Origin of the sequence: Jiangella ureilytica, assembly GCF_004348545.1 — a bacterium.
Classification (GTDB): Bacteria; Actinomycetota; Actinomycetes; order Jiangellales; family Jiangellaceae; genus Jiangella; species Jiangella ureilytica.
On the sequence record NZ_SMKL01000020.1, the window covers coordinates 44,973 to 66,357 of the forward strand.

Here is a 21,385-nt window from a genome sequence, read left to right on the forward strand (position 1 = left end):
GGACCGCGGCCGACCGGACCGCGGCCGACCGGACCGCGGCCGACCGGACCGCGGCCGACCCGACCGCGGCGGACCTGCCGTTCTCTCATGAGCCTTCCTCCAGGTGGTCGGCCAGCCGGTCGGCGAGGTCGAGCGGATGCAGGCCCGCCACGACCTCGCCCAGGCAGCGGCCGGTGACCGGCCCGATCTGCGCCTGCCAGTCCGCAGGCACCGCGCCGAGGCCGCCGTGTGCCCCGGCCAGCGCGCCGGCGATGGCGGCGGTGGTGTCGGCGTCGCGCCCCATCGACACGGCGCCGGTCACCGCGGCGGCGAACGAGCCCTCCGCCGCCAGGAACGCGGCGAACGCCAACGCGACCGCCTCCGGCGCCAGATCGGTCCACGGATACGACCGGACGACGACGGCCTCGAGCAGCGCGGGCACGTCGCCCGCGTGGACCAGAGCCGACCGCAACGACCGCGCCGTCCACGAGTCCGAAGGGACGGCGTCCAGTGCGGCGGCCGCGATGTCGGCGGCGGGGGCGCGACCCGTCATGGCGACGGCGACAGCCGCGGCCACCGCGACCCCGGCGTGCACGCCCTCGCCGGAGTGGCTGACCGCGCCGTCGACGGCCGCCAGCCGAGCGGCCAGAGCCGGGTCCCCCGCCGCGTACACGCCGTGCACCGCGGACCGCATCGCCAGCCCGTCGCTCCACGAGTGCAGGTGCCGTCCGCTCGCCGGCGGCCGCAGCCCGGCGCGCAGGTTCTCGATGGTCCCCAGTTCACTGAACCCGGCGCCCGGGAACCCGCCCGAGCGCCCGGCCAGGTGCGTGACCCACGCGTCGGCCACGTGGTCGCTCGTGAGCCCGGTCCCGTGCTCCAGCAGCAGCAGCGCGCTGAACGCGGCGTACTCGGTGTCGTCCGTGCCCGTAGGCTGGTCGGTCAAGAAGCCCTGTATCCGGTGTCCGAACTTCGCCGCGATCGCCTCGGCGGTCATGTTCTCCGCGGGGGCGCCCATGGCGTCGCCGATGGCGAGCCCGAGCAGGCACCCCCGCGCCCGGTCCCTCATCAACGCTGGTAGCGCTCGAGGACGGCATTGCCCTCGTCGACCAGCTTGGTGCCCAGCTCCTCCAGCGAGATCTGGTCGCTGAAGTACTCCTGGAACGCCGGGTTCGCGATCCGTGACTTCCATTCCTCGAACCCCTTGACCTGCTGGAACGGCGCCATCTCCAGGTCGTCGGCGGTGGCCGTCGCGACGTCCCAGCCGGTGGCCGGGTCGTTCAGCTCCGGGCTCTGCGCCGCCTCCTGGCTGGTCGGCAGCAGCCAGTCGCCGGCCGCCAGTCGGACCTGGTTCTCGGCGTTGAGGAAGTACTCGATGAACCGCACGGCCTCCTCCGGGTGCTCGGTCTCGGCCGAGACCGAGAGGGTCTGGCTGACGGCGCCCTGCGCGCTGCTGTCGCCTTCGAGCGCCGGCAGCGTCACCCAGTCGAAGCCGTCGGGCGCCTGCTCGATGATCTGCTGGCGCAGCCAGATCGCGCCCGGCAGCATGGCGTACTGGCCGGCGAAGAAGCCGGGCAGCGCGTCGGCCGACGACATGCCGATGCCGTCGGGCGAGGCGGAGCCGTCGGTGTAGATCATCTCGTGGATGCGGCGTGGCACCTCCTGGTCGGCCTCGTCGAAGACCGCCTGCACCTCGCCGGTCGGGTCGCTGAAGTAGTCGCCGCCGAAGTTGCGGGCCAGGTTGAGGATGCGGTTGGCCGGCGCGTTCAGCGGGATGACGGCGCCGAACTGGCCGTCGGTGGTGAGCTGTGCGGCGACGTCGCCGAACTCGTCCCACGTCCACGGGTCCTCGATGGTCGGCAGCGTGACGCCGGCTGCCTCGAGCAGTGTCCGGTTGGCGAAGACGACCTGCGACTCCTGCAGGAACGGCACCCCGTAGACGGCGTCGCCGAAGGTCGCGGTGTCCCAGGCGCCCTCGCGGATGTCGTCGCGGATCTCGTCGGACAGGTACTCCGACAGGTCCAGGACGTTGCCGCGGTCGCCGAAGTCCTGCAGCACCGTGGACTCGTAGTGGAACACGTCCGGGGCGGTGCCGCCCTCGAACGACGTCATCAGCTGGTCGTGCACGTTGTTCCAGTCGCCCTGGAGCAGCTCGACCTGGATGTCCGGGTTGGCCTCGTTCCAGGCCGCGACGATGGCCTCGTTGGCCTCGACGCTCGCGGTCTGCCAGGCCAGCGTCTGGAAGGTCAGCTCGACGGGCTCGCCGCCGCTGCCGCCGTCGTCGCCGGAGCCGGTCTCGTCGTCACCTCCGCCGCAGGCCGCGAGCACCAGGCCCGCGGCCGCCGCGATGGCGAGACTTCTCATCGAACGCATGGGTGTCCTCCTCTTCGAGGTCCTGGATCAGGACTTGACGGCTCCGCCGAGCAGCCCGCCGGTGAGCCGGCGCTGCATGAAGGCGAAGAAGATCAGGCTGGGAATCGTGGCGACGAGCGACGCCGCCGCCAGCGGGCCGAGCCGGGCCACGCCCTCGGCGCCGATGAACTTCACCAGCGTCAGTGAGAGCGTCTGCAGCTCGGGGTCGCGGATCAGCACGAGCGCGAACAGGAACTCGTTCCAGGCCGAGACGAACGCGAACAGCCCGGCCGCGACGACGCCCGGTGCCAGCAGCGGCGCGATGACGCTGCGCAGCGTGCGGACCTTCGATGCGCCGTCCATGGACGCGGCCTCTTCGAGCTCGATCGGGATCGTCTCGATGTAACTGCGCAGCATCCAGAGCGCGAACGGCATGCTCCAGACCACGTAGACGGCGATCAGCCCGAGGTAGGTGTCGTACAGGCCGAGGTCGCGCAGCAGCAGGAACAGCGGGATGATCACCAGGATGAACGGGAAGATCTGGCTGAGCAGCACCCACACCAGCGTCATCCGGCTCAGCACCGACCGGTAGCGCGCCATCACGTAGGCGGCCGGAATCGACAGCACCACCGTCACCAGGCACGACACCCCGGCGACCAGCAGCGTGTTGAGGATCGAGCGGACGATCGGCTGCTCGTCGAACGCGGCCCGGAAGTTGTCGAACGTGATGTCGTTCGGAATCCAGGTCGGCTCGATCAGCGCGAGCTCCTGCGGCGTCTTCAGCGCCGTCGAGACCAGCCAGAACAGCGGGAAGGCCAGGAAGACCAGGTAGCCGGCCAGGGCGACGTACTTCAGCGTCGTCGCGACGGGCGTGGAGCGGGTCATCGGGCGTTCGCCTCCCTCACCCGCTGGCGCAGATAGAAGACGACGAACACCGCGATGACCACGACCATCGCGTTGCCCAGCGCCGCCGCATAGCCGTAGTTGCCGTAGCGGAACGCCTCCTCGTAGGCGAACAGCAGCGGCAGCCGCGTCTCGCCGCCCGGCCCGCCCTGGGTCAGGACGTAGACCAGGCTGAACGAGTTGAAGTTCCAGATGAAGTCGAGCGTGGTCATCGCGACGACGACGGGCTTGATGGCCGGCCATGTGACGTTGCGGAAGCGCTGCCACACGCCGGCGCCGTCCATGGCCGCGGCCTCGTGCAGCTCCCGCGGCACGCTCTGCAGCCCGGCCAGCAGCACCACCGTCGTCTGCGGCATCCCGGCCCAGACACCCACGAGGATCACCGCCGGCAGCGCCAGCGAGAACGACGACAGCCAGTCGACGTTCTCGTCGATGATGCGCAGGTCCATCAGGACGTCGTTGAGGATGCCGGCGTTCGGGTGGTAGACCAGCCGCCACATGATGCCGATGACCACCGGCGGCATCGCCCATGGCACCAGCGCCAGGGTGCGGGCCAGCCAGCGCAGCCGCAGCCGCTGGTTGAGCAGCAGCGCGAGCCCGAGGCTGGCGAAGAACTGCAGGATCGTCACCGCGAACGCCCAGATGAGGCCGATGCGGAAGGACTCCCAGAAGTAGGAGTCGCCGAGCAGGTTCCGGTAGTTCTCGAAGCCGGTGAAGCTGGTCTGCGCATTGGCGCCGGCCTGTGCGTCGGTGAAGCCGAGATAGATGCCGCGCAGCAGCGGGTAGACGCTGAACAGCACCACCGGGACCAGCGCCGGCACGGCGAGCATGAGGCCGTCGCGGTCGAGGCCGAGGAAGCCGCGGCGCCTGGCCGGCCTCTGCGGCGGCGTCGTGCGCGGCGGCTCGGTGACGGCGGTGGCGCTCATCGGCTGCTCTCCCTGACGGTCAGCGACGGCGGGACGGTGACCCGCTCCGGCGGCGCGTCGTCGCCGTCGAGCCGGCGCAGCAGCAGCTCGGCGGCGATGCGGCCGCGGTCGGCCGAACCGAGCGACACGCTGGACAGCGCCGGGAAGCTGGTGGCGGCGAGCGGGGTGTCGTCCATGCCCACCACGCGGACGTCGCCGGGGACGTCGCGGCCGAGCTCGCGCAGCGCGTGCAGGACGCCCATGGCGATGAGATCGTTGGCGCCCAGCACGGCATCGACGTCCGGATGCTCGCCGAGCAGCGCGAGCGCCGTGCGCCGGCCGGCCTCGAACTGGAAGTCGGTGAACCGGACGAGCGAGTCGTCCGTGCGCAGGCCCGTCGTGGCCAGGCCGGCCCGGAAGCCGTCGTAGCGGGCCCGGCCCGGGACGGTGTCGAGCGGGCCGTCGATGAACGCGATGCGGCGGGCGCCGGACTCGGCCAGGTGCTCGACCGCCAGCCGGGCGCCGACCCGCGAGTCGGCCCGGACGTTGTCGACCGGGACGTCGTCGGGCAGCAGGCCGATGACGACGACGGGAACGGCGGCCCGCCGCAGCGCCTCGACGTGCCGGTCGGTGACCCGCAACGGGCACAGGATCAGCCCGTCGACGTAGTTCTGGCTGAGGCTGGCCAGCACGCTCAGTTCGTCCTCGACGTCGGCGCCGGTGCTGTGCAGCAGCAGCCGGTAGCCCACGTCGCGCAGGGTCGGCTGGATGCGCCGCACCATCTCGAGGTAGGCGGCGTTGCCGATGTCCTCCATCGCGAACGCCACCTGCCCGGTGTGCCGGGTCTTCAGCGACTGCGCGACGACGCTCGGCACGTAGCCGACCTGCTGCACGGCCGCGTTCACGCGAGCGACCATGTCGGCGTTCGAGGTGTTGCCGTTGAGGGCGCGCGACACCGAGGAGATCGAGACCCCGGCGACCTTGGCGACCTCGTGGATCGTCGGCCGGCGACGCTGCGTCATCGCGTGCGCACCTCCTCGTGGCGGAGCGGAACCGTTTCCGAGGTGTGACGCGGCATGTCAGGAAACGTTTCCGGGATGTGTCAGCCATCGAACCGCGCCCGACGCCGTCCCGTCAAGTCGCCGGTACGAACCCGTGACCTACTGGGGTCTTGACGGGGCGGTTCGGCGCGTGCTGGAGTTGCGCCGACTTCCCTGTTCGCCGACGGCGGCAGCTCGCGAACCGACTCGGAAACGTTTCCAGAACGACGGCGCAAAGGAGCGACGGATGACGGCACGGAACCGCGCGACCGCGTTGGCGGCGACATCGGTGCTGCTCGCGGCGGTGCACGTCGCAACGACCGGCTCCGCGCCCGACGGCGAGGGCGCGGGTCGCGCCGCCACCGCCGAGCCGGCCCGCGGCACCGTCGTCACCGCGACCGCCCCGGCCGGGGCCGCCGGCGTCGCCGTCGACTACGCCGCCTACCTGCCCGCCGGTTACGACGCGGGCGACGACGAGTACGCGACGCTCTACCTGCTGCACGGCCGTGGCGACACCATGGCGGCCTGGCAGCAGGTGACTGCGGACCTCGACGAGCTGATCTCCGCCGGCACCGTCCCGCCGCTGGTCGTGGTCATGCCGGACGCGCCGTGGAGCGAGCGCGGCAACTGGTACGTCGACTCGCGGCACGCCGGCGGCGCCGCGGTCGAGACCGCGCTGACACAGGACCTGGTCGCACACGTCGACGCCACCTACCGCACCGTCGACAGCCGCGACGCGCGCGCCGTCGGCGGCTACTCGATGGGCGGCTACGGCGCCCTGCGCTACGCGCTGGCGCATCAGGACCTGTTCGCCGCGGGCCTGGTGCTGTCGCCCGCGGTCTACGTGCCGCTGTCGCCGGCGGACTCGTCGACGCGCGAGTTCGGCGCGTTCGGCCTGGGCGAGGCGCTGTTCGATGACGCCGTCTACACGTCGCTCAACTATCCGGCGCTGCTCGAGGCCGCCGACCCGGCCCTGCCGACGCACCTGTTCGTCGCGGTCGGCGACGACGAGTGGGCCAACCCCGCGCCCGAGGACGCCCAGCACGACATCGACTTCGAGTCCGCCCGGCTCTACAACGCCGCTCGGCGGGTCGACGGCGTCACGGCCGAGCTGCGGATCATGGACGGCGGGCACGACTGGGACGTCTGGCGGGCCGGCTTCCGCGAAGGGCTGGCCGACCTCGCCGGCTACCTGCGCACCACCGACCCGCTGCCGCTGCCGGGCGAGATCACCGGCACCGGCGGTGACGACCGCGCCGGCGGCATCGCGGTGACGCCGGACGGGCAGACGGTCACCGCCGTCAACGAGGGCGGCGTCGACCCGATGCTGAGCTCCGACGACGGCTGGACGCTGCGGCTCGCCACCCCTGCCGCCGACCGCGTGTACGGCATCCACGCGGCGGGCGACGGCGGCGTTCTCACCGCCGGGTACACCCGTGGCGACCTGGACGGACGGCACCCGGGCACTTCCCGCGACGACGCGTTCGCCGCCCGGGTCTCGGCCGGCGGCGCCCTCGACTGGGTCACGCAGTTCGGCGACCCGGCCGCGGCCGACCGCGCCTACGCGAGCGTCCCGGCGCCCGACGGCGGCCTCTACGTCGCCGGGTACACCAGCGGCAGCGTCGGCGGTGCCGCGAACGCCGGCGACAAGGACGCGCTGCTCGCGCGCATCGGGACCGACGGCGAGCTGCTCTGGACCCGGCAGCTCGGCGGCGCCGGCGAGGACAAGGCGCTCGCCGTCGCCGTCGGCGCGGACCGGCGGGTGTACGTCGCCGGCGTGACCTCGCAGGCGATGCCGGGGGCGACGGCGAACGGCGGGCTGGACGCGTGGGTGGCCCGGTTCTCCGCCGACGGGAAGCGGGACTGGCTGAGCCAGTTCGGGACCACGGAGTCCGACCAGTTCACCGCGCTGGCGCCGCTGCCGGCGCAGGGCGTGGTCGCCGTCGGGCACACCGGTGGCGGGCTGGGCGCGGCCGGCGCGGGCGGCAACGACCAGCTGGCCGTCGCGGTGACGTCGGCAGGCCGGGCCCGCTGGATCACCCAGGACGGCACCGACGGCGACGACCGGGCCGCCGCCGTCCACGTCGGCGCCGACGGCGCCATCACCGTCGCCGGTCACACCGACGGCCGCGTGGGGGTCAGCGCGGGCGGCGTCGACGTCGTCGTGAGCACGCTCGGCAGCCGCGGCCAGGTGCGCTCGCGTGCGCAGTTCGGTACGCCCGAGCGCGACGGTGCCGACGAGTGGGACGAGTCGAACCTCTACCTCAGCGGCGACGGCGGCAGCGGCCTGCTGCTGACGGGGCTGACGTTCGGCGGCGGCAGCGGGCTCGGCGACGTGTTCGCCGGCCCGCTGTCGTCGCCTTAGCAGAGCTGCCTCGGCGCGAGCCGTCCCGCCGAACCGCTGACCCGTACGCCAGTGGGAACAGCGTCAGAACAGGGCGCTGGCCAGCGCCGAGCGCGCCTTCACGACCCGGGGGTCGGCACCGCCGACGATGTCGAACAGCTCGACCACGCGCGCCCGTAGCCGCTCGCGCTCGTCGCCGAAGACCCGGCGGATGGTGCCGATGAGCCGGTCGAACGCCTGGTCGACCCGTCCCGACACGACCTCGATGTCGGCGGCCAGCAGCTGCGCGTCGACGTCGGTGGGGTCGGCGTCGGCCGCGGCCAGCGCTGCGCCGGGGTCGGTGCCGGCCGTGCGGCGCAGCAGCTCGACCTGGGCCAGCCCCGCCTTCGCCTCGGCGTCGGCCGGAGCCTCGGCGAGGACCGCCCGGTAGGCCTCGGCCGCCTTGTCGAAGTCGCCGGCGTTGATGGCGTCATAGGCCGCCTCGAACCGCGGGTCGACGGGCTCTTCCGCCGGCTCGCCGTCGGCGTCTTCGGGGGCGCCGGCCCCCGGGATGGGGTCGGCCCGGCCGGCGACGCCGTTGGCGACGGCCATCTGCAGCAGCTGCTCGATGACCTGCTGCGCCTGCGCCTCGGGGATGGCCCCCTGGAACAGCGGCACCAGCTGCCCGCGGACGACCGCGACGACGGTGGGGATGCTCTGGACCTGCGCGGCCTGCGCGATGGCCTGGTTCGCGTCGACGTCGATCTTGGCGAGCACGAACCGACCCTCGTACTGGGCGGCCAGGCGTTCGAGGATGGGCGAGAGGGTCTTGCAGGGCTCGCACCAGGTGGCCCAGAAGTCGATGACCACGGGCACCGACATGGACCGGGTGAGCACCTCGGACTGGAACGTCGCCTCGGTGACGTCGATGACGAAGCCGCCACCGGCGGCACCCGGCGCGGCCTGCTGCGGCTGGCCGCCCCCGTTGAGGGCCGACAGGTCGACGGCGCCGGGGCGGCTGAAACTCTGCGAGCTCATGGCCCTATCCTCCCCCGATCATCCGCGCCCGTGCCACAGGGGTGGCTCAGTCCCAGTAGGCGCTGCTCCAGTGGCGGGCGTCGACGGCGTGGGCGCGGGGCGGCGCGACGGTCGGGGCGGCCACGGCCGGGCGGGCCGGCTCGTCGCGGCGGGCCCGGCGGCGCAGTACGAGACCGTGCGCGAGCAGGACGGCGATCATGGCCGCCAGCAGCAGCGGAACGAGCATGCGGCCTCCCCGGACGGCGGAGCGCTGGTGCCCGCATGGTGACAGATCCCCGGCGGACCGTCCAGCACCGACTGCTGGCCGGGCCTCGCCCTTCTGTGTGGTCCGCCGGCTCGGAGATGATCACGTTCAGTACGAGATCTCGTGTCGCACTACGCCTGCAAGCGTGTTGCGGCACGGGTCATCATGGTGGGCGCACCACCTCCCCATGATCATTCCCCTCGCGGTCGCTGACACGCCGCCACCGGACATGATCATGAGACCGGCGAGTCCACAGCTCAAGGAATGGGAGGGACGGCGAACAGCGAGCTCAGAACCGGGCCGGCTCGGAGTAGACGCCCCACTCGGCCCGCAGCGCGTCGCAGATCTCGCCCAGGGTGGCCTCGGCGCGGACGGCGTCGAGCATGGAGGGGAGGAGGTTCTCCGAGGTCCGCGCGACCGAGACCATGGCCGCCAGGGCGGAACGGACGGCGTCGTCGTCGCGGGCCGCGCGCCGATCGGCCAGCACCTGCCGCTGCTCGTCCTCGACCTCGTGCGACACCCGCAGGATGTCGAGCTCGCCGGTGACGCTGCCGGTGTGGACGTTGACGCCGACGACGCGTTTGTCGCCCTTCTCGACCCGCTGCTGGTGCTGGAACGCCGACTCGGCGATCTCGCCGGTGAACCAGCCGTTGTCGATGCCGTGCAGGATGCCGGCGGTCATCGGTCCGTACGTCTGCTGCCAGCGCTTGTCGTCGGCGCCCATCGAGCGGATCTGCGCGAAGATCGCCTCGGCCTCGGCCTCGAGCCGGTCGGTCAGCGCCTCGACGTACCAGGATCCGCCGAGCGGGTCGGCGACGTTGGCGACGCCGGTCTCTTCCATCAGCACCTGCTGGGTGCGCAGCGCGATCTCCGCCGCGGACTCCGTGGGCAGCGCCAGCACCTCGTCGAGAGCATTGGTGTGCAGCGAGTTGGTGCCGCCGAGCACCGCGGCGAGCGCTTCGACCGTCGTGCGGACGACGTTGTTGTACGGCTGCTGGCCGGTGAGCGACACGCCGGCGGTCTGGGTGTGGAACCGCAGCCACTGCGCCTTCTCGGTCGTGGCGCCGTAGACGTCGCGCATCCAGCGGGCCCAGATGCGGCGCGCGGCGCGGAACTTGGCGATCTCTTCGAAGAAGTCGACGTGCGCGTCGAAGAAGAACGACAGGCCGGGTGCGAACACCTCGACGTCGAGGCCGCGCGACAGCCCGAGCTCGACGTAGCCGAAGCCGTCGGCCAGCGTGAACGCCAGCTCCTGCGCGGCCGTCGAGCCGGCCTCGCGGATGTGGTACCCCGACACCGACAGCGGCTTGTAGTCCGGCACAGACGCCGCGCAGTACTCCATGAGGTCGCCGATCAACCGCAGGTGCGGCTCGGGCTCGAACAGCCACTCCTTCTGCGCGATGTACTCCTTGAAGATGTCGGTTTGCAGCGTCCCGTTGAGATCGCCGACGGCGACGCCCTGCCGTTCCGCGGCGACGACGTACATGCAGAAGATCGGGACGGCCGGTCCGCTGATGGTCATCGACGTGGTGACGTCGCCGAGCGGGATGCCGTCGAACAGCACGTCCATGTCGGCCGCGGAGTCGATGGCGACGCCGCAGTGGCCCACCTCGCCGAGGCTGCGCGGGTCGTCGGAGTCGCGGCCCATGAGCGTCGGCATGTCGAACGCGACCGACAGCCCGCCGCCGCCGGAGCGCAGGATCATCTGGTAGCGCTCGTTGGTCTGCGTCGCGTTGCCGAAGCCGGCGAACTGGCGGATGGTCCACGCCCGGCCCCGGTAGCCCGTGGAGTAGAGCCCGCGGGTGAACGGGTACTCGCCCGGCCAGCCGATGCGCTCGAACCGAGGATCATCAGCACCGGGAGGCGGCCCGTAGACGGGGTCGACCTCGGTACCGGACAGGGTGGTGAAGTCGGCGTCGCGCACCTTGCCGGTCGCGACCGCGGCGTCGAGGCGGGCCTGCCAGCGTCGGCGGCCTTCTTCGATGGCCCGGGCATCCATGATGGGGTCTCCATATTAGTTGGACGTCCTAGTAACTGGCTCCATCCTACTCGCAGTGGGATGATCGGGCTCGTGCACATCACAGCGCGCGCCGACTACGCCGTCCGGGCGGTGGTTCAGCTCGCCTCGCTGCAGCCGGCGTCGGCCACCCGGCAGCAACTGGCCGACGCACAAGACATCCCCGGCAAGTTCCTCGAGACCATCCTCGGCGACCTGCGCCGGGCCGGGATCCTCGACGCCCAGCGCGGGGCCACCGGCGGCTACCGGCTCACCAAGCCGGCCGAGGAGATCACCCTCGCCGACATCGTCCGGGCCACCGAGGGCCCGCTGGCCGCCGTCCGCGGCATGCCCCCCGAGGACACCATGTACCCGGGGCCGGCCCAGCCGCTGACCCGGGTCTGGGTCGCGGTCCGGGCCAGCCTCCGTGAGGTGCTCGAACAGACGACGGTCGCCGACGTCATCGCCGACCGCCTCCCCGAGCACGTCGACGAGCTGCAGAAGCGCCCCGACAGCTGGGTCCGCCGCTGAGCTACGGCGGCGGTCACGCCTCGCGCCGGAGCCTCACGGCGAGCAGCGACAGCACCAGCATGCCCGCGATGACACCGGCCGCCAGCACCGCCGACGGCGCGAACACCTGCGCCGACGACAGCACGTTCGCGACGATCACGACGACGGCGGCGATCCGGGCCGCCCGGGCCGGGCCGCGCTCCTCGCGCCGGGCGAAGTAGCGGCCGAGCACGAACAGCGCGGCGGTCAGTGCGGCGAAGGCGACCGTCCCGGCGAACAGGTGCACGACGGTGTGCCAGGCGAGCTCCTCGGTGACGTCGTCGGGCGTCCCGGCGGGGAAGCCGGCGCCCGGCTGCATGACGAAGACGCCGGCGAGGACGTAGCCGACCCCGTAGGTGAGCACCAGCCGTGGCGCCCACGTACTGGTGGTCGCCCGCTTCACGCCGGCCGCGCCGGCGATCATCAGCAGGCCAGCCACGACGAAGTTCGCGATCTGGATCCAGCCGAGCGAGCCGACGGCGAGCATGCTCAGCGGATGACGGGAGAGGTCGAACGCGTCGCGGGTCGCGGCCTGGGCGAGCGACACGACCGCCCACAACGGGCCGGACACGGCGAGCGCGCCGATTAGCGTGCGGGTGGTGGCGACGGAGCGGACGCCGGCGTGGGGCGCAGCGAGTGTGGTCATCGTTCTTGCCCTTCTGAAGTGCGGCGGCCCCATTGGCCGCCGTCACCCAGAGGTCGAGCGGCTCGCGGCCGGATCGACACGACCCGGCCGCGACGTCACTCCCCCGCCGCCTTGGCCTCCAACACGGCGCGCTCGGCCGCGTTGTCGCACATCCGCGCTGCCGTCAGATAGGCCGCGCGGGCCTCGTCGCGCCGGCCGAGCCGGTCCAGCAGCCCCGCCCGGACGGCGGACAGCAGGTGCGACCGGTCGAGCGTGCCCGCCGCCGCGATCTCGTCGACGATCCGCAGGCCGGCCGCGGGGCCGGACGCCATCGCGACGGCGGCGGCCCGGTTGAGGTCGACGACGGGCGACGGCGCGAGCTGCCCGAGGGCCTCGTAGAGGACGACGATGCGGTCCCAGTCGGTGTCGGCGACCGAGACGGCGACGGCGTGGCACTCGGCGATCGAGGCCTGCAGCCCGTACGCGCCGAGCCCCCGTCCGGCCGCGGCCGCCGTGGCCAGCGCCGCCCGGCCGCGCCGGATCGCCGACTGGTCCCAGCGGCGGCGGTCCTGCTCGTCGAGCAGGACCGGCCGCCCGGTGGCGTCGAGCCGCGCCGGGAAACGGGCCGCCGTCAGCTCCATGAGGGCGAGCAGCCCGTAGACCTCGGGCTCCGGCGCCAGCTGGACGAGGATACGGGCCAGCCGCAGCGCCTCCTGGGCGAGGTCGGCCCGCATCCACGACTCGCCGCCCGAGGCCGACGAGCCCTCGGTGAAGATCAGGTAGATGACGTTGAGCACCGACCGAAGCCGCTTGGGCCGCTCGTGCGGCTCGGGCACGGCGAACGGCAGCCGGGCCGCGGCGATGGTCTTCTTCGCCCGCGTGATGCGGGCCTGGACCGTCGGCACCGGCACGAGCAGCGCCTTGGCGATCTCGTCGGTCGTCAGACCGCCGACCACCCGCAGCGAGAGCGCGACCCGCGACTCCTTCGACAGGACGGGGTGGCAGGTCATGAAGATCAGCGCGAGCCGGTCGTCGTCGATGGCGTCGGGGTCGAAGAGCGCGTCCGCACCCGGCGCCGCGCCGTCGAGGTCGCGGGCGAGCACGGCGTAGCGTTCGTCGGCCGCGGCGCGGCGGCGGAACGCGTCGATGGCGCGCCGCCGCCCGACCGCGGTCAGCCAGTTCGCCGGGTTGTCCGGGACGCCGCTGGTGGACCAGCTGACCAGCGCCTCGGCCAGCGCCTCCTGGGCGACGTCCTCGGCCAGCGGGAAGTCACGCGTGTAGCGGGCGAGCGCACCGACGATGCGGGCGGACTCGGTCCGCCACACCGCCTCGACGGCGCGCCGCGCCTCGCTGCCGACGGTCCTGCTCACAGCTGCCCGGTCGCCTCACGCCAGGCGCGTTCCTTCCGGATCCACTCGTTGTCCTGCGGCAGCTCGTCGATGCGTGTGACGCGCCGGATCTCGACCTTCGTGGCCTGCGAGTACGGGATCCGCTTCGCCCACTCGACGGCCTCCTCCTTCGAGGACACCTCGAGGACGTAGTAGCCGCTGAACAGCTCTTTGGTCTCGCCGTACGGCCCGTCCGAGACGACCGGCTCCTCGCCGGTGAAGTCGACGACGACGCTCTCGTCCGGGTCGAGCCCCTCGGCGGCCAGCAGCACGCCCGCGCGGATGAGCTCCTGGTTGAACGCGCCGATGGTCGCGATGATCTCGTCGAAGTCGACGTCGGCACCGGCGGCGAGCGCCGCGTCGGTCGGCCGCATGATCAGCATGTACTTGCTCATGGTGACTACCTTTCCGCATCTGGAGCGCCGGACCGGCCCTCTCGACGCAGAGGTCGAACGGGCCGGGCGCGGATCGACACGGATCGAGGACTCAGGTGTGGCCGGCGGTCGCGGGGGCGCCGACGGCGTTCCGCTCGGCACCGTCGTGGGTGACGGCGGCAGCTGCGGCGCGGCGCGACGCGAGCGCCGCGAGCAGGAGGCCGGCGGCGATCCACCCGCCCAGCACGAGCAGCGGCTGCGCGGCGGCGGCACCGTCGAAGAACGACGTCGACCGCAGCAGGGAGCCGCCCGCCCCCGGCGGCAGGTACTGGCCGAACGTGCCCCAGCCCGACGGCAGCAGCTCCGGCGCCGAGGTGACACCGGACAGCGGGTTGCCGAGCAGGAGGAAGAGCAGCGCTCCCAGGCCGACGCCCGCCTCGCCGACGAGGGCGTGCAGGCCGACCACCACGAACGACACGGCGGCGATCGTCACGGCGAAGGCGCCGGCGTTGGCCGGCCAGTTCCCCTCCAGCACGCCGAGCCAGGTCTGCATGACCAGCACGGCCACGGCCGCACCACCCACGGCGGCGATCCCCGCACCCAGGATCCGGCGCCACACCCCGGCCACCGCGAGCGCCATGACCGCGCCGGCGGCGAGGCCGCCCATGACCATCGGCAGCGCACCGGCGCTGAACCCGGTGCCGCGCGGGTCGTCGTCGGGGAGCGGGACGACGTCCGTCACGGCCGGCCCCGCGGGCGCCTCCCCCGAAGCCGAGGCCATGGACGTCGCGGCGCCCTGGAGCAGCTGCGCCACCACCGGACCGGCAGCGGATGCCGTCAGCACCTCCGGAGCGCCCGATGGCGACAGCACGACGGCGCCGTAGACGTCCCGGTCCTCGATGGCCGACCGCGCCTCGTCGGCCGACGACACACCGGACACAGAGAAGCCGCCCGGCGCGGCCTGGTCGAGCTGCTGCGCCACCGCGTCGACGGCCTCGGGCGGACCGGCGACCGCGATCGGCACGTCCCGGGGCGCGATCTGCGAGCTCGGCCAGACGAACGCCGTCACCAGCACGCCGATGACGACGGACAGACCGAGCGCGATGCCGATGACCCTGCGCATGGTTCCTCCAACTAAAACGAACGACCGTTCTCCAATACGTTCCATGGTCCACGCGGCTCGCCGACGTGTCAAGAACGATCGTTCGTTTTATAATGTGATCCATGCCCCGTGTCTCGGAAGCGCACCTCGCCGCCCGCCGGCAGCAGATCCTCGAGGCCGCCTGGCGCTGCTTCGCCCGGCAGGGCTTCCATGCCACGTCCATGCAGGACGTCTTCGCCGAGTCGGGGATGTCGGCGGGAGCGGTCTACCGCTACTTCCCCAGCAAGGCCGACCTCGTGCGCGCCACGGCCGAGGGCATCGCCGGCATCGCCGACGACGTCTTCCTCGAGATGCTGGCCGACGACCCCGTCCCGCCGCCGGCCGAGGCCCTGCGCCGCACCCTGGAGCACCTGACCGAGGTCACGGCGGCCGACGAGATCGACCGGACGAGGATCGCGCTGCACGTGTGGTCCGAGGCCGTGCGCGACACCGAGATCCGCGGCATCGTGACCGGCATCGCCGATCGCCTGGTCGGCCGCTGGGAGCAGCTGGCCGAGCGCTGGCTCGACGCGGGGCTGCTGCCGGCCGGCGCCGACCCGCACCACGTGGGCCGCACGATGTACGGCGTCATGATCGGCTTCGTCACCCAGCGGCACCTGTTCGGCCTCACCACCGACGACTACCTCGACGGGTTCGGCGCGCTCAGTCGCTGAAGTCGCCGGCGGCCACCCGCAGCCCGCGCAACAGGTCGAACACCTGCTTGCGGTCGTCGCCGCCGAGTGCCCGCAGGCCGAACTCCGCCTCCATGAGCTCCGTGGTGACGCGGCCGACCGCGTCGCGCCCGGACTGCGTGATGCGCGCCAGCGTGCCCCGGCCGTCGCGCGGGTTGGGCTCGCGGGTGACGAAGCCGGCGCTCTCGAGTCGCTGGATGGTGTTGGTGACGCTGGTGGGGTGGACCATGAGCCGCTCGCCGATCTTCGCCATGGGCAGCGCGCCGGTGCGGCTGAAACTGAGCAGCACCAGCGCTTCGTAGCGGGCGAAGGTGAGGCCGTACGGACGGCAGATGCGGTCGAACTCGCCGATGAGCAACTGCTGCACCCGCATGATCGACGTGGCCGCCGCCATGGCGTCGGACGGGCCGAACCGCTCCCGCCAGATCGACGCCGCGCGGTCGATCGGGTCGAAGTCCAGGTCCAGTGGCTCCGCCATGAAGGTCGACCTTAGTAGACGCCCTGCCGCCGCCTGGCGGAGACCGGGCCCGGATTGCGTGGATGGTCCGGCCGGCGCGGGTTCTTCTTCTTGGGCTCCTCGGCGGCGGGAGCGGACGCGCCGGTGGCTTCGCGGCGCAGCGCGTGGATGACCCGGGCGACGTCGTTGGGCCGCGGGATGTAGTGGATGTCGCGCACGCCCTGCTCCTGCGCGGCGTTCTCGAGCACGAGGTGGCCGGAGAAGAACGGCCGCAGCCACCAGGGCCGCACGACGGTGATGTCGAGCAGCCGGACGATCTCCATCTCGGCCTCGTTGAGGGAGAACAGCCCCCAGACGCGGAACACCCGGGAGTCGGTGACGACGAAACGGTCACGCGCGATGTACAGCGACTTGATCAGCGCCCAGCCGAGCAGGCCCGCGGCGGCGGCCAGCGGCAGCCACGCCGTCCGCGCCTCCATGAACGGCGCCACGATGAGCATGAGGATGCCGCCCAGGCCGGCCAGGGCGGGCAGCGCGTAGAGGATGGCGCTGTGCTTGCACTCGGCGACGATCTCTTCGCCCGCGACGAGCTTGCGCTTCACCAGCCGGTGCCCGAACCACGACGTGAAGTTGCGCCAGAACAGCCGGACCAGGCCGTCCTCGGCGACGCGGTCGAGCCAGCGGACGAACCCGTCGGTGAGCCCGTCGACCGTCCTCTTGGGCGTCCACATGGGCGGGGGCTAGAACAACTCGGTGAAGAACGTCATGACGGCATCGAAGAAGTCGGCGATGCCGCCGCCGAGCTCGCCGAGCAGGTCGGCCAGCCCTTCGGGCTCCGTCAGGACGAAGTACACCAGAAAGGCGATACCCAGGATGATGAGCGCTTTCCTCACTGCATCATCCTTTCGTACCGGGGCACGCGGACGAGGCCCGCCACGCGCGCTGCTTCCTGACTTTGTACCTCACATCGCCCTGCCGACCCCAACGCCACGCCGGATCATGACACGGCCGCGACGATCTTCTCCGCGGCGGCGTACGGGTCGAGCTCGCCGGCGAGCACGCTCTGCGCGAGGTCGTCGAGGCGCTCGTCGCCGTGCAGCGCGGCGAACCGGCGGCGCAGATCGGTGACGGCGATGGCCTCGATCTCGTCGCGGGCCCGGCGGGTGCGGCGGCGCTGCGCCTCGCCGCTCTCGGCGGCCCAGGCGCGGTGGGCCGCGATGGCCTCGACCAGCTCGTCGATGCCCTCGCCGCGAGCGGCGACGGTGCTGACGATGGGCTGGCGCCAGTCGCCGGGCGCCCGCTCGGCCAGCCGGACGGTGCTGCGCAGGTCGCGGACCACCTGGTCGGCGCCGTCGCGGTCGGCCTTGTTCACGACGAAGACGTCGCCGACCTCGAGGATGCCCGCCTTCGCGGCCTGCACGCCGTCGCCCATGCCCGGCGCCAGCAGCACCAGCGTGGTGTCGGCCAGCCCGGCGACGTCGATCTCGGACTGCCCGACGCCGACGGTCTCGATGAGCACCACGTCGCAGCCGGCGGCGTCGAGCACCCGGACCGCCTGCGGCGTGGCCCAGGCCAGGCCGCCGAGGTGGCCGCGGGTGGCCATGGACCGGATGAACACGCCGCGGTCGGTGGCGTGGTCCTGCATGCGCACGCGGTCGCCCAGCAGCGCGCCGCCGGTGAACGGCGACGACGGGTCGATGGCCAGCACGCCGACCTTGAGGTCCTGGGCGCGGTAGGCGCCGACGAGCGCCGACGTGACGGTGGACTTGCCGACGCCGGGCGCGCCGGTGACGCCGACGACCGCCGCCGAGCCGGCGTGCGCGACCAGCTGGGCGGTGATGTCGCGCAGGTCGGGCGAGCCGTTCTCGACCAGCGAGACCAGCCGGGCGACGGCGCGAGGGTCGCCGCCCACCGCCCGCCCCACCAGAGCTTCGGCGGACACCGTCGTCACGGCACCCGCAGGACCAGCGCGTCGCCCTGGCCGCCGCCCCCGCACAGCGCGGCCGCGCCGACACCGCCGCCGCGGCGGGCGAGCTCGAGCGCGAGGTGCAGCACGAGCCGCGCGCCGGACATGCCGATGGGGTGGCCCAGTGCGATGGCGCCGCCGTTGACGTTGACCTTCTCAGGATCGAGGCCGAGCTCGCGGGTGCTGGCGATGCCGACGGCGGCGAAGGCCTCGTTGATCTCGACGAGGTCGAGGTCGCTTGGGTCGATGCCGTCCTTGGCGCAGGCGGCCTGGATGGCCCGGGCCGGCTGGCTCTGCAGCGTGGAGTCGGGGCCCGCGACGACGCCGTGCGCGCCGACGTGGGCTCTAGGTGTGACGCCGAGCTCGGCCGCCTTCGCCTCGCTCATGACGACGACCGCGGCGGCGCCGTCGGACAGCTGCGACGCCGAGCCCGCGGTGATGGTGCCGTCGGGCCGGAAGCTCGGCCTGAGCCGGGCGAGGGACTCGGCCGTGGTGTCGGCGCGGATGCCCTCGTCGCGAACCACCATGGACGCGTCGGCGGTACTTCCACGGCGCTGCGGGACCTCGACGGCGACGACCTCGTCGGCGAACAGGCCGTTCTTCCAGGCGGCGGCCGCGCGCTGGTGCGAGGCGGCGGCGAACTCGTCCTGCTCCTCGCGGGTGAGCGTCTCGTTCGCCGACTCCGTCAGCGCGCCCATGGCCTGGTCGGTGAAGATGTCGTAGAGGCCGTCGTAGGACATGTGGTCGAGCAGCGTGACGTCGCCGAACTTGAAGCCCAGCCGCGACTTCGGCAGCAGGTGCGGTGCGTTGGTCATGGACTCCATGCCGCCCGCCACCACGATCTCGAACTCGCCGGCGCGGACGAGCTGCGCGGCCAGCGCGATCGCGTCGAGGCCGGACAGGCAGACCTTGTTGATGGTGAGCGCGGGAACCGTCATGGGGATGCCGGCGTTGACGGCGGCCTGCCGGGCCGGGATCTGACCGGCGCCGGCCTGCAGCACCTGGCCCATGATGACGTAGTCGACCTGGCCCGGCGCGACGCCGGAGCGCTCGAGCGCGGCCTTGATGGCGAACCCGCCGAGGTCGGTGGCGGAGAAGCCGGCCAGCGACCCCAGCAGCTTCCCGATCGGGGTGCGTGCCCCACCGGCGATGACGGCCATGTGCGTTCGTCCTCTCTGACAGCGTTACGGCAACCGTAACGCGACACCGTCACACGTCGTCAGTGGACGGCGGCTTGATCCGCCGGCTGCACGAGCTCGACCAGGACGCCGCCGGCGTCCTTCGGGTGGACGAAGTTCACCAGCGACCCCGCGGTTCCGCGACGCGCGGTGTCATACAGCACCCGGAGGCCCTGCGCGCGCAGCGTGGCCGCAGCCTCTTCGACGTCGTCGACCCGGTACGCGAGCTGCTGGATGCCCGGCCCGCGGGCGTCGAGGAACGTGGCGATGGCGGAGTCGGGACGCAGCGGCGCGAGCAGCTGCAGACGCGGCCCGTCGTCGCCGTCGGACACCCGCAGCATGGCCTCGCGGACGCCCTGCTCGTCGTTGGTCTCCTCGTGCTCGAGCCGCATGCCGAAGTGCTCGGCGTACCAGGCCACGGCGGCGTCGAGGTCGGCGACGGCCACGCCGACGTGGTCGATCGTCGTGAACAGACCCATGTCCGGAACAGTACGTCGCGGAGCGCCCCGCGACACGGCGCGGGAGGGGCATCCGGACGAGAATTCGGCGGATCTGTCCCAACCGGTGGTGAGTTCGCATGTGGACAACTAACGTGTGCACCTTGGAGGCCAGTGGTCGACCTCCGGAGGGATGCTGAACCCGACTCGCCCGACCGAACCCCTTCGTGCCTACAGCCGCGGTGTGCGGACGTCCACCGCCATCGGCAACGACGCAGATTCGGAGTAGTCTGCGTTGCTATTCGAGGGGCTCGGCGTCCGTGACGGGGAAGACCCGGGCAAGCACCTCGACGGATCGTCGACTGCCAATAAGTGACGCGTGCCTGCCCCACCGGGGTGGCACCCCCGATGAGGGAGAACATGAGCGAGGTAAGGGAAGTAGCGGTCAGGGAGACGGGCGCGGACGGCCTGTCGATCTTCGACGGCTCGCCGACGGGCGGGTTCACCATCGCGATGCGTGGCTACGACCGGGTCCAGGTCGAACAGCACGTACGGCAACTGGAGGCGACGCTCGCGCAGACGCGCGGCCGCGCCAACGAGCTCGACAAGCAGGTCGTCCGGCTCCGTCAGGAGCTGGCCGAGGCCAGCACCGAGCTCCGCGAGGTCGAACGTCCGACCTACTCCGGCCTCGGTGCCCGCATCGAGCAGCTTCTCCGCCTCGCCGAAGAGCAGGCGAGCGAGCTCATCGCGCAGGCCGACGCCGAGGCCAGCGAGACGCGCGCCGAGGCGCAGGTCATGGCGACCGAGCTGCGCACCGCGGCCGAGAACGAGGTCAGCGAGCTCCAGGCCAACGCCAAGCGCAGCGCCGACGAGCTCATCGACGAGGCCCGCATCGAGGCCGAAGAGGTCCGCTCGGCCGCCAACCGCGAGGCCTCGAACCTCGTCGAGACCGCCAAGCGCGAGGCCGCCAAGGTCCGCTCGGCCATCGACCACGAGACCAGCGAGCGCCGGGCCCAGGCCGAGCGCGAGCTGAGCCGCCTGCGCGCGGTCGCCGAGCGCGAGGTCACCGAGATGCGCGCCACGGCCAAGCGCGAGGTCGACGACCAGCGCACCACCGCCAAGCGCGAGGCCGAGGCCATGCGTGCCAAGGCGCAGGCCATCCTCGACGAGGCGCAGCTGAAGGCCGAGAAGGAGAACACCGAGCACGAGCTCCTCCTCGTCAGCAAGCGCGAAGAGCTCGAGCGCGAGATCAACGAGCGCTACGAGGCCTCCGTCGCCGAGACGCAGAAGCTGGTCCACGACGCCGAGAACCGCGCCGCCGACGCCGAGGCCCGTGCGGCCGCGGCCCACGAGCGCGCCGAGAAGGTCCGCCGCGAGGCCGACGAGCAGGCCAAGGCCCTGGTCGCCGGCGCCAAGCGCAACGCCGAGCAGCTGGTCGCCGAGGCCAAGGCGCACGCCGAGAACACCGTCGGCGAGGCCAAGTCCGAGGCGACGTCCACGCTGACCGCCGCCAAGCGCGAGGTCGCCGAGCTCAACCGGCAGCGCGACAGCATCACCGCTCACCTCAGCCAGCTGCGCAGCCTGCTGGGCGGTCTGGCCCCGGTCGACCCGACGCCTGCCGTCGGCGGCTCCAGCAAGTCCGACGACGTCGTCGACGCCGAACTGGTCGACGACCCCGGCTCGGACAAGTAGGCAGGACCGCACCACGACGGCCGGTCGCGCCCTCCTCGAGGCAGGGCGCGACCGGCCGTTCGTCGTGTGTGGCGGGCGGCTGGATGGTTGAGGGATCTGTGCCGCTATG

The 21,385-nt window shown here is 72.5% G+C and carries 22 protein-coding genes; 4 read left to right on the forward strand and 18 right to left on the reverse strand.

The genetic code is table 11. The features are described from left to right. Window positions 1-85: 85 nt before the first annotated feature. The 5 genes from E1212_RS11105 to E1212_RS11125 are packed head-to-tail and all read right to left on the reverse strand — an operon-like array spanning window position 86 to window position 5,158. A complete protein-coding gene (locus E1212_RS11105; RefSeq protein WP_131982306.1) occupies window positions 86-1,045 on the reverse strand; it encodes an ADP-ribosylglycohydrolase family protein in 960 nt (319 codons plus the stop codon). Next, on the reverse strand, window positions 1,045-2,349 hold the full coding sequence (locus tag E1212_RS11110; RefSeq protein WP_131982308.1) for an ABC transporter substrate-binding protein: 1,305 nt from the start codon (window positions 2,347-2,349) through the stop codon (window positions 1,045-1,047). The genes E1212_RS11105 and E1212_RS11110 overlap by 1 nt, the downstream gene beginning before the upstream one ends. Before the next feature lie 27 nt (window positions 2,350-2,376). Continuing rightward, a complete protein-coding gene (locus tag E1212_RS11115; RefSeq protein WP_131982310.1) occupies window positions 2,377-3,213 on the reverse strand; it encodes a carbohydrate ABC transporter permease in 837 nt (278 codons plus the stop codon). Beyond that, window positions 3,210-4,157 (reverse strand): carbohydrate ABC transporter permease, encoded by a 948-nt coding sequence (locus E1212_RS11120; protein ID WP_131982312.1) that lies wholly within the window; start codon window positions 4,155-4,157, stop codon window positions 3,210-3,212. The genes E1212_RS11115 and E1212_RS11120 overlap by 4 nt, the downstream gene beginning before the upstream one ends. After that, complete coding sequence (locus E1212_RS11125) at window positions 4,154-5,158, reverse strand: LacI family DNA-binding transcriptional regulator (RefSeq protein ID WP_131982314.1); 1,005 nt, start codon at window positions 5,156-5,158, stop codon at window positions 4,154-4,156. The genes E1212_RS11120 and E1212_RS11125 overlap by 4 nt, the downstream gene beginning before the upstream one ends. A 265-nt stretch (window positions 5,159-5,423) precedes the next feature. Between E1212_RS11125 and E1212_RS11130 the strand changes: the two genes are divergently transcribed. Continuing rightward, entirely contained in the window at window positions 5,424-7,541 is a 2,118-nt protein-coding gene (locus tag E1212_RS11130; RefSeq protein ID WP_131982316.1) for an alpha/beta hydrolase-fold protein, read from the forward strand. 63 nt (window positions 7,542-7,604) lie between these two features. Here the strand turns inward: E1212_RS11130 and E1212_RS11135 are convergent, their stop codons facing one another. From E1212_RS11135 to E1212_RS11145, 3 genes are all read right to left on the reverse strand, one after another. Then, a complete protein-coding gene (locus E1212_RS11135; protein ID WP_131982318.1) occupies window positions 7,605-8,537 on the reverse strand; it encodes a tetratricopeptide repeat protein in 933 nt (310 codons plus the stop codon). 46 nt (window positions 8,538-8,583) lie between these two features. Next, window positions 8,584-8,763 (reverse strand): hypothetical protein, encoded by a 180-nt coding sequence (locus tag E1212_RS11140; protein ID WP_131982320.1) that lies wholly within the window; start codon window positions 8,761-8,763, stop codon window positions 8,584-8,586. Window positions 8,764-9,070: 307 nt separating this feature from the next. Further along, complete coding sequence (locus E1212_RS11145; RefSeq protein WP_131982322.1) at window positions 9,071-10,780, reverse strand: coenzyme B12-dependent isobutyryl-CoA mutase large subunit; 1,710 nt, start codon at window positions 10,778-10,780, stop codon at window positions 9,071-9,073. A 72-nt stretch (window positions 10,781-10,852) separates the two neighbouring features. Between E1212_RS11145 and E1212_RS11150 the strand changes: the two genes are divergently transcribed. Beyond that, window positions 10,853-11,308, forward strand: a complete 456-nt coding sequence (locus E1212_RS11150) for an RrF2 family transcriptional regulator (protein WP_131982324.1) — start codon at window positions 10,853-10,855, stop codon at window positions 11,306-11,308. A 13-nt stretch (window positions 11,309-11,321) separates the two neighbouring features. Here the strand turns inward: E1212_RS11150 and E1212_RS11155 are convergent, their stop codons facing one another. The 4 genes from E1212_RS11155 to E1212_RS11170 all read right to left on the reverse strand — a co-directional run bounded on the left by E1212_RS11155 (window position 11,322) and on the right by E1212_RS11170 (window position 14,836). Continuing rightward, complete coding sequence (locus E1212_RS11155) at window positions 11,322-11,972, reverse strand: DUF998 domain-containing protein (RefSeq protein ID WP_131982326.1); 651 nt, start codon at window positions 11,970-11,972, stop codon at window positions 11,322-11,324. Window positions 11,973-12,067: 95 nt separating this feature from the next. Beyond that, window positions 12,068-13,321, reverse strand: a complete 1,254-nt coding sequence (locus E1212_RS11160; RefSeq protein ID WP_131982328.1) for an RNA polymerase sigma factor — start codon at window positions 13,319-13,321, stop codon at window positions 12,068-12,070. Continuing rightward, the gene (locus E1212_RS11165; protein ID WP_131982330.1) at window positions 13,318-13,734 is read right to left on the reverse strand and encodes a YciI family protein; all 417 of its coding nucleotides are present in this window, start codon (window positions 13,732-13,734) and stop codon (window positions 13,318-13,320) included. The genes E1212_RS11160 and E1212_RS11165 overlap by 4 nt, the downstream gene beginning before the upstream one ends. 91 nt (window positions 13,735-13,825) lie before the next feature. Beyond that, window positions 13,826-14,836: a hypothetical protein gene (locus tag E1212_RS11170; RefSeq protein WP_131982332.1), complete on the reverse strand. Its 1,011-nt coding sequence runs from the start codon at window positions 14,834-14,836 to the stop codon at window positions 13,826-13,828. Between the two features lie 101 nt (window positions 14,837-14,937). Between E1212_RS11170 and E1212_RS11175 the strand changes: the two genes are divergently transcribed. Further along, window positions 14,938-15,528 carry a TetR/AcrR family transcriptional regulator gene (locus E1212_RS11175; protein WP_131982334.1) on the forward strand — a complete coding sequence of 197 codons (591 nt, stop codon included), beginning with the start codon at window positions 14,938-14,940 and terminating at the stop codon, window positions 15,526-15,528. Here E1212_RS11175 and E1212_RS11180 read toward each other — a convergent pair. The 6 genes from E1212_RS11180 to mce form a co-directional block, all read right to left on the reverse strand. Beyond that, a complete protein-coding gene (locus E1212_RS11180; protein WP_131982336.1) occupies window positions 15,518-16,024 on the reverse strand; it encodes a MarR family winged helix-turn-helix transcriptional regulator in 507 nt (168 codons plus the stop codon). The genes E1212_RS11175 and E1212_RS11180 overlap by 11 nt on opposite strands. Before the next feature lie 11 nt (window positions 16,025-16,035). After that, window positions 16,036-16,734, reverse strand: coding sequence for a PH domain-containing protein (locus tag E1212_RS11185; RefSeq protein WP_131982338.1), 699 nt, complete (start codon window positions 16,732-16,734; stop codon window positions 16,036-16,038). A gap of 9 nt (window positions 16,735-16,743) precedes the next feature. Further along, window positions 16,744-16,896, reverse strand: coding sequence for a hypothetical protein (locus E1212_RS29970; RefSeq protein ID WP_203416749.1), 153 nt, complete (start codon window positions 16,894-16,896; stop codon window positions 16,744-16,746). A 104-nt stretch (window positions 16,897-17,000) separates the two neighbouring features. Next, window positions 17,001-17,945, reverse strand: coding sequence for a methylmalonyl Co-A mutase-associated GTPase MeaB (gene meaB, locus E1212_RS11190; RefSeq protein WP_203416750.1), 945 nt, complete (start codon window positions 17,943-17,945; stop codon window positions 17,001-17,003). Between the two features lie 5 nt (window positions 17,946-17,950). Further along, entirely contained in the window at window positions 17,951-19,129 is a 1,179-nt protein-coding gene (locus E1212_RS11195) for an acetyl-CoA C-acetyltransferase (protein ID WP_131982342.1), read from the reverse strand. A gap of 59 nt (window positions 19,130-19,188) precedes the next feature. After that, window positions 19,189-19,626, reverse strand: a complete 438-nt coding sequence (gene mce / locus E1212_RS11200; RefSeq protein ID WP_131982344.1) for a methylmalonyl-CoA epimerase — start codon at window positions 19,624-19,626, stop codon at window positions 19,189-19,191. Between the two features lie 378 nt (window positions 19,627-20,004). Here mce and E1212_RS11205 point away from each other — a divergent pair, with 378 nt between their 5' ends. After that, complete coding sequence (locus E1212_RS11205; RefSeq protein ID WP_131982346.1) at window positions 20,005-21,276, forward strand: coiled-coil domain-containing protein; 1,272 nt, start codon at window positions 20,005-20,007, stop codon at window positions 21,274-21,276. The last annotated feature ends 109 nt before the right edge of the window (window positions 21,277-21,385 follow it).

Excerpts from the sequence above, each read along its gene's own strand:
- E1212_RS11140 (WP_131982320.1), bottom strand. The coding sequence starts at position 8,763 with ATGCTCGTTCCGCTGCTGCTGGCGGCCATGATCGCCGTCCTGCTCGCG.
- E1212_RS11145 (WP_131982322.1), bottom strand. The coding sequence starts at position 10,780 with ATGGATGCCCGGGCCATCGAAGAAGGCCGCCGACGCTGGCAGGCCCGC.
- E1212_RS11110 (WP_131982308.1), bottom strand. The coding sequence starts at position 2,349 with ATGCGTTCGATGAGAAGTCTCGCCATCGCGGCGGCCGCGGGCCTGGTG.
- E1212_RS11185 (WP_131982338.1), bottom strand. The coding sequence starts at position 16,734 with ATGTGGACGCCCAAGAGGACGGTCGACGGGCTCACCGACGGGTTCGTC.
- E1212_RS11195 (WP_131982342.1), bottom strand. The coding sequence starts at position 19,129 with ATGGCCGTCATCGCCGGTGGGGCACGCACCCCGATCGGGAAGCTGCTG.
- E1212_RS11155 (WP_131982326.1), bottom strand. The coding sequence starts at position 11,972 with ATGACCACACTCGCTGCGCCCCACGCCGGCGTCCGCTCCGTCGCCACC.
- E1212_RS11105 (WP_131982306.1), bottom strand. The coding sequence starts at position 1,045 with ATGAGGGACCGGGCGCGGGGGTGCCTGCTCGGGCTCGCCATCGGCGAC.
- E1212_RS11170 (WP_131982332.1), bottom strand. The coding sequence starts at position 14,836 with ATGCGCAGGGTCATCGGCATCGCGCTCGGTCTGTCCGTCGTCATCGGC.
- E1212_RS11115 (WP_131982310.1), bottom strand. The coding sequence starts at position 3,213 with ATGACCCGCTCCACGCCCGTCGCGACGACGCTGAAGTACGTCGCCCTG.
- E1212_RS11180 (WP_131982336.1), bottom strand. The coding sequence starts at position 16,024 with ATGGCGGAGCCACTGGACCTGGACTTCGACCCGATCGACCGCGCGGCG.
- E1212_RS11125 (WP_131982314.1), bottom strand. The coding sequence starts at position 5,158 with ATGACGCAGCGTCGCCGGCCGACGATCCACGAGGTCGCCAAGGTCGCC.
- E1212_RS11120 (WP_131982312.1), bottom strand. The coding sequence starts at position 4,157 with ATGAGCGCCACCGCCGTCACCGAGCCGCCGCGCACGACGCCGCCGCAG.
- E1212_RS11165 (WP_131982330.1), bottom strand. The coding sequence starts at position 13,734 with ATGAGCAAGTACATGCTGATCATGCGGCCGACCGACGCGGCGCTCGCC.
- E1212_RS11135 (WP_131982318.1), bottom strand. The coding sequence starts at position 8,537 with ATGAGCTCGCAGAGTTTCAGCCGCCCCGGCGCCGTCGACCTGTCGGCC.
- E1212_RS11130 (WP_131982316.1), top strand. The coding sequence starts at position 5,424 with ATGACGGCACGGAACCGCGCGACCGCGTTGGCGGCGACATCGGTGCTG.
- E1212_RS11175 (WP_131982334.1), top strand. The coding sequence starts at position 14,938 with ATGCCCCGTGTCTCGGAAGCGCACCTCGCCGCCCGCCGGCAGCAGATC.
- E1212_RS11205 (WP_131982346.1), top strand. The coding sequence starts at position 20,005 with ATGAGCGAGGTAAGGGAAGTAGCGGTCAGGGAGACGGGCGCGGACGGC.
- mce (WP_131982344.1), bottom strand. The coding sequence starts at position 19,626 with ATGGGTCTGTTCACGACGATCGACCACGTCGGCGTGGCCGTCGCCGAC.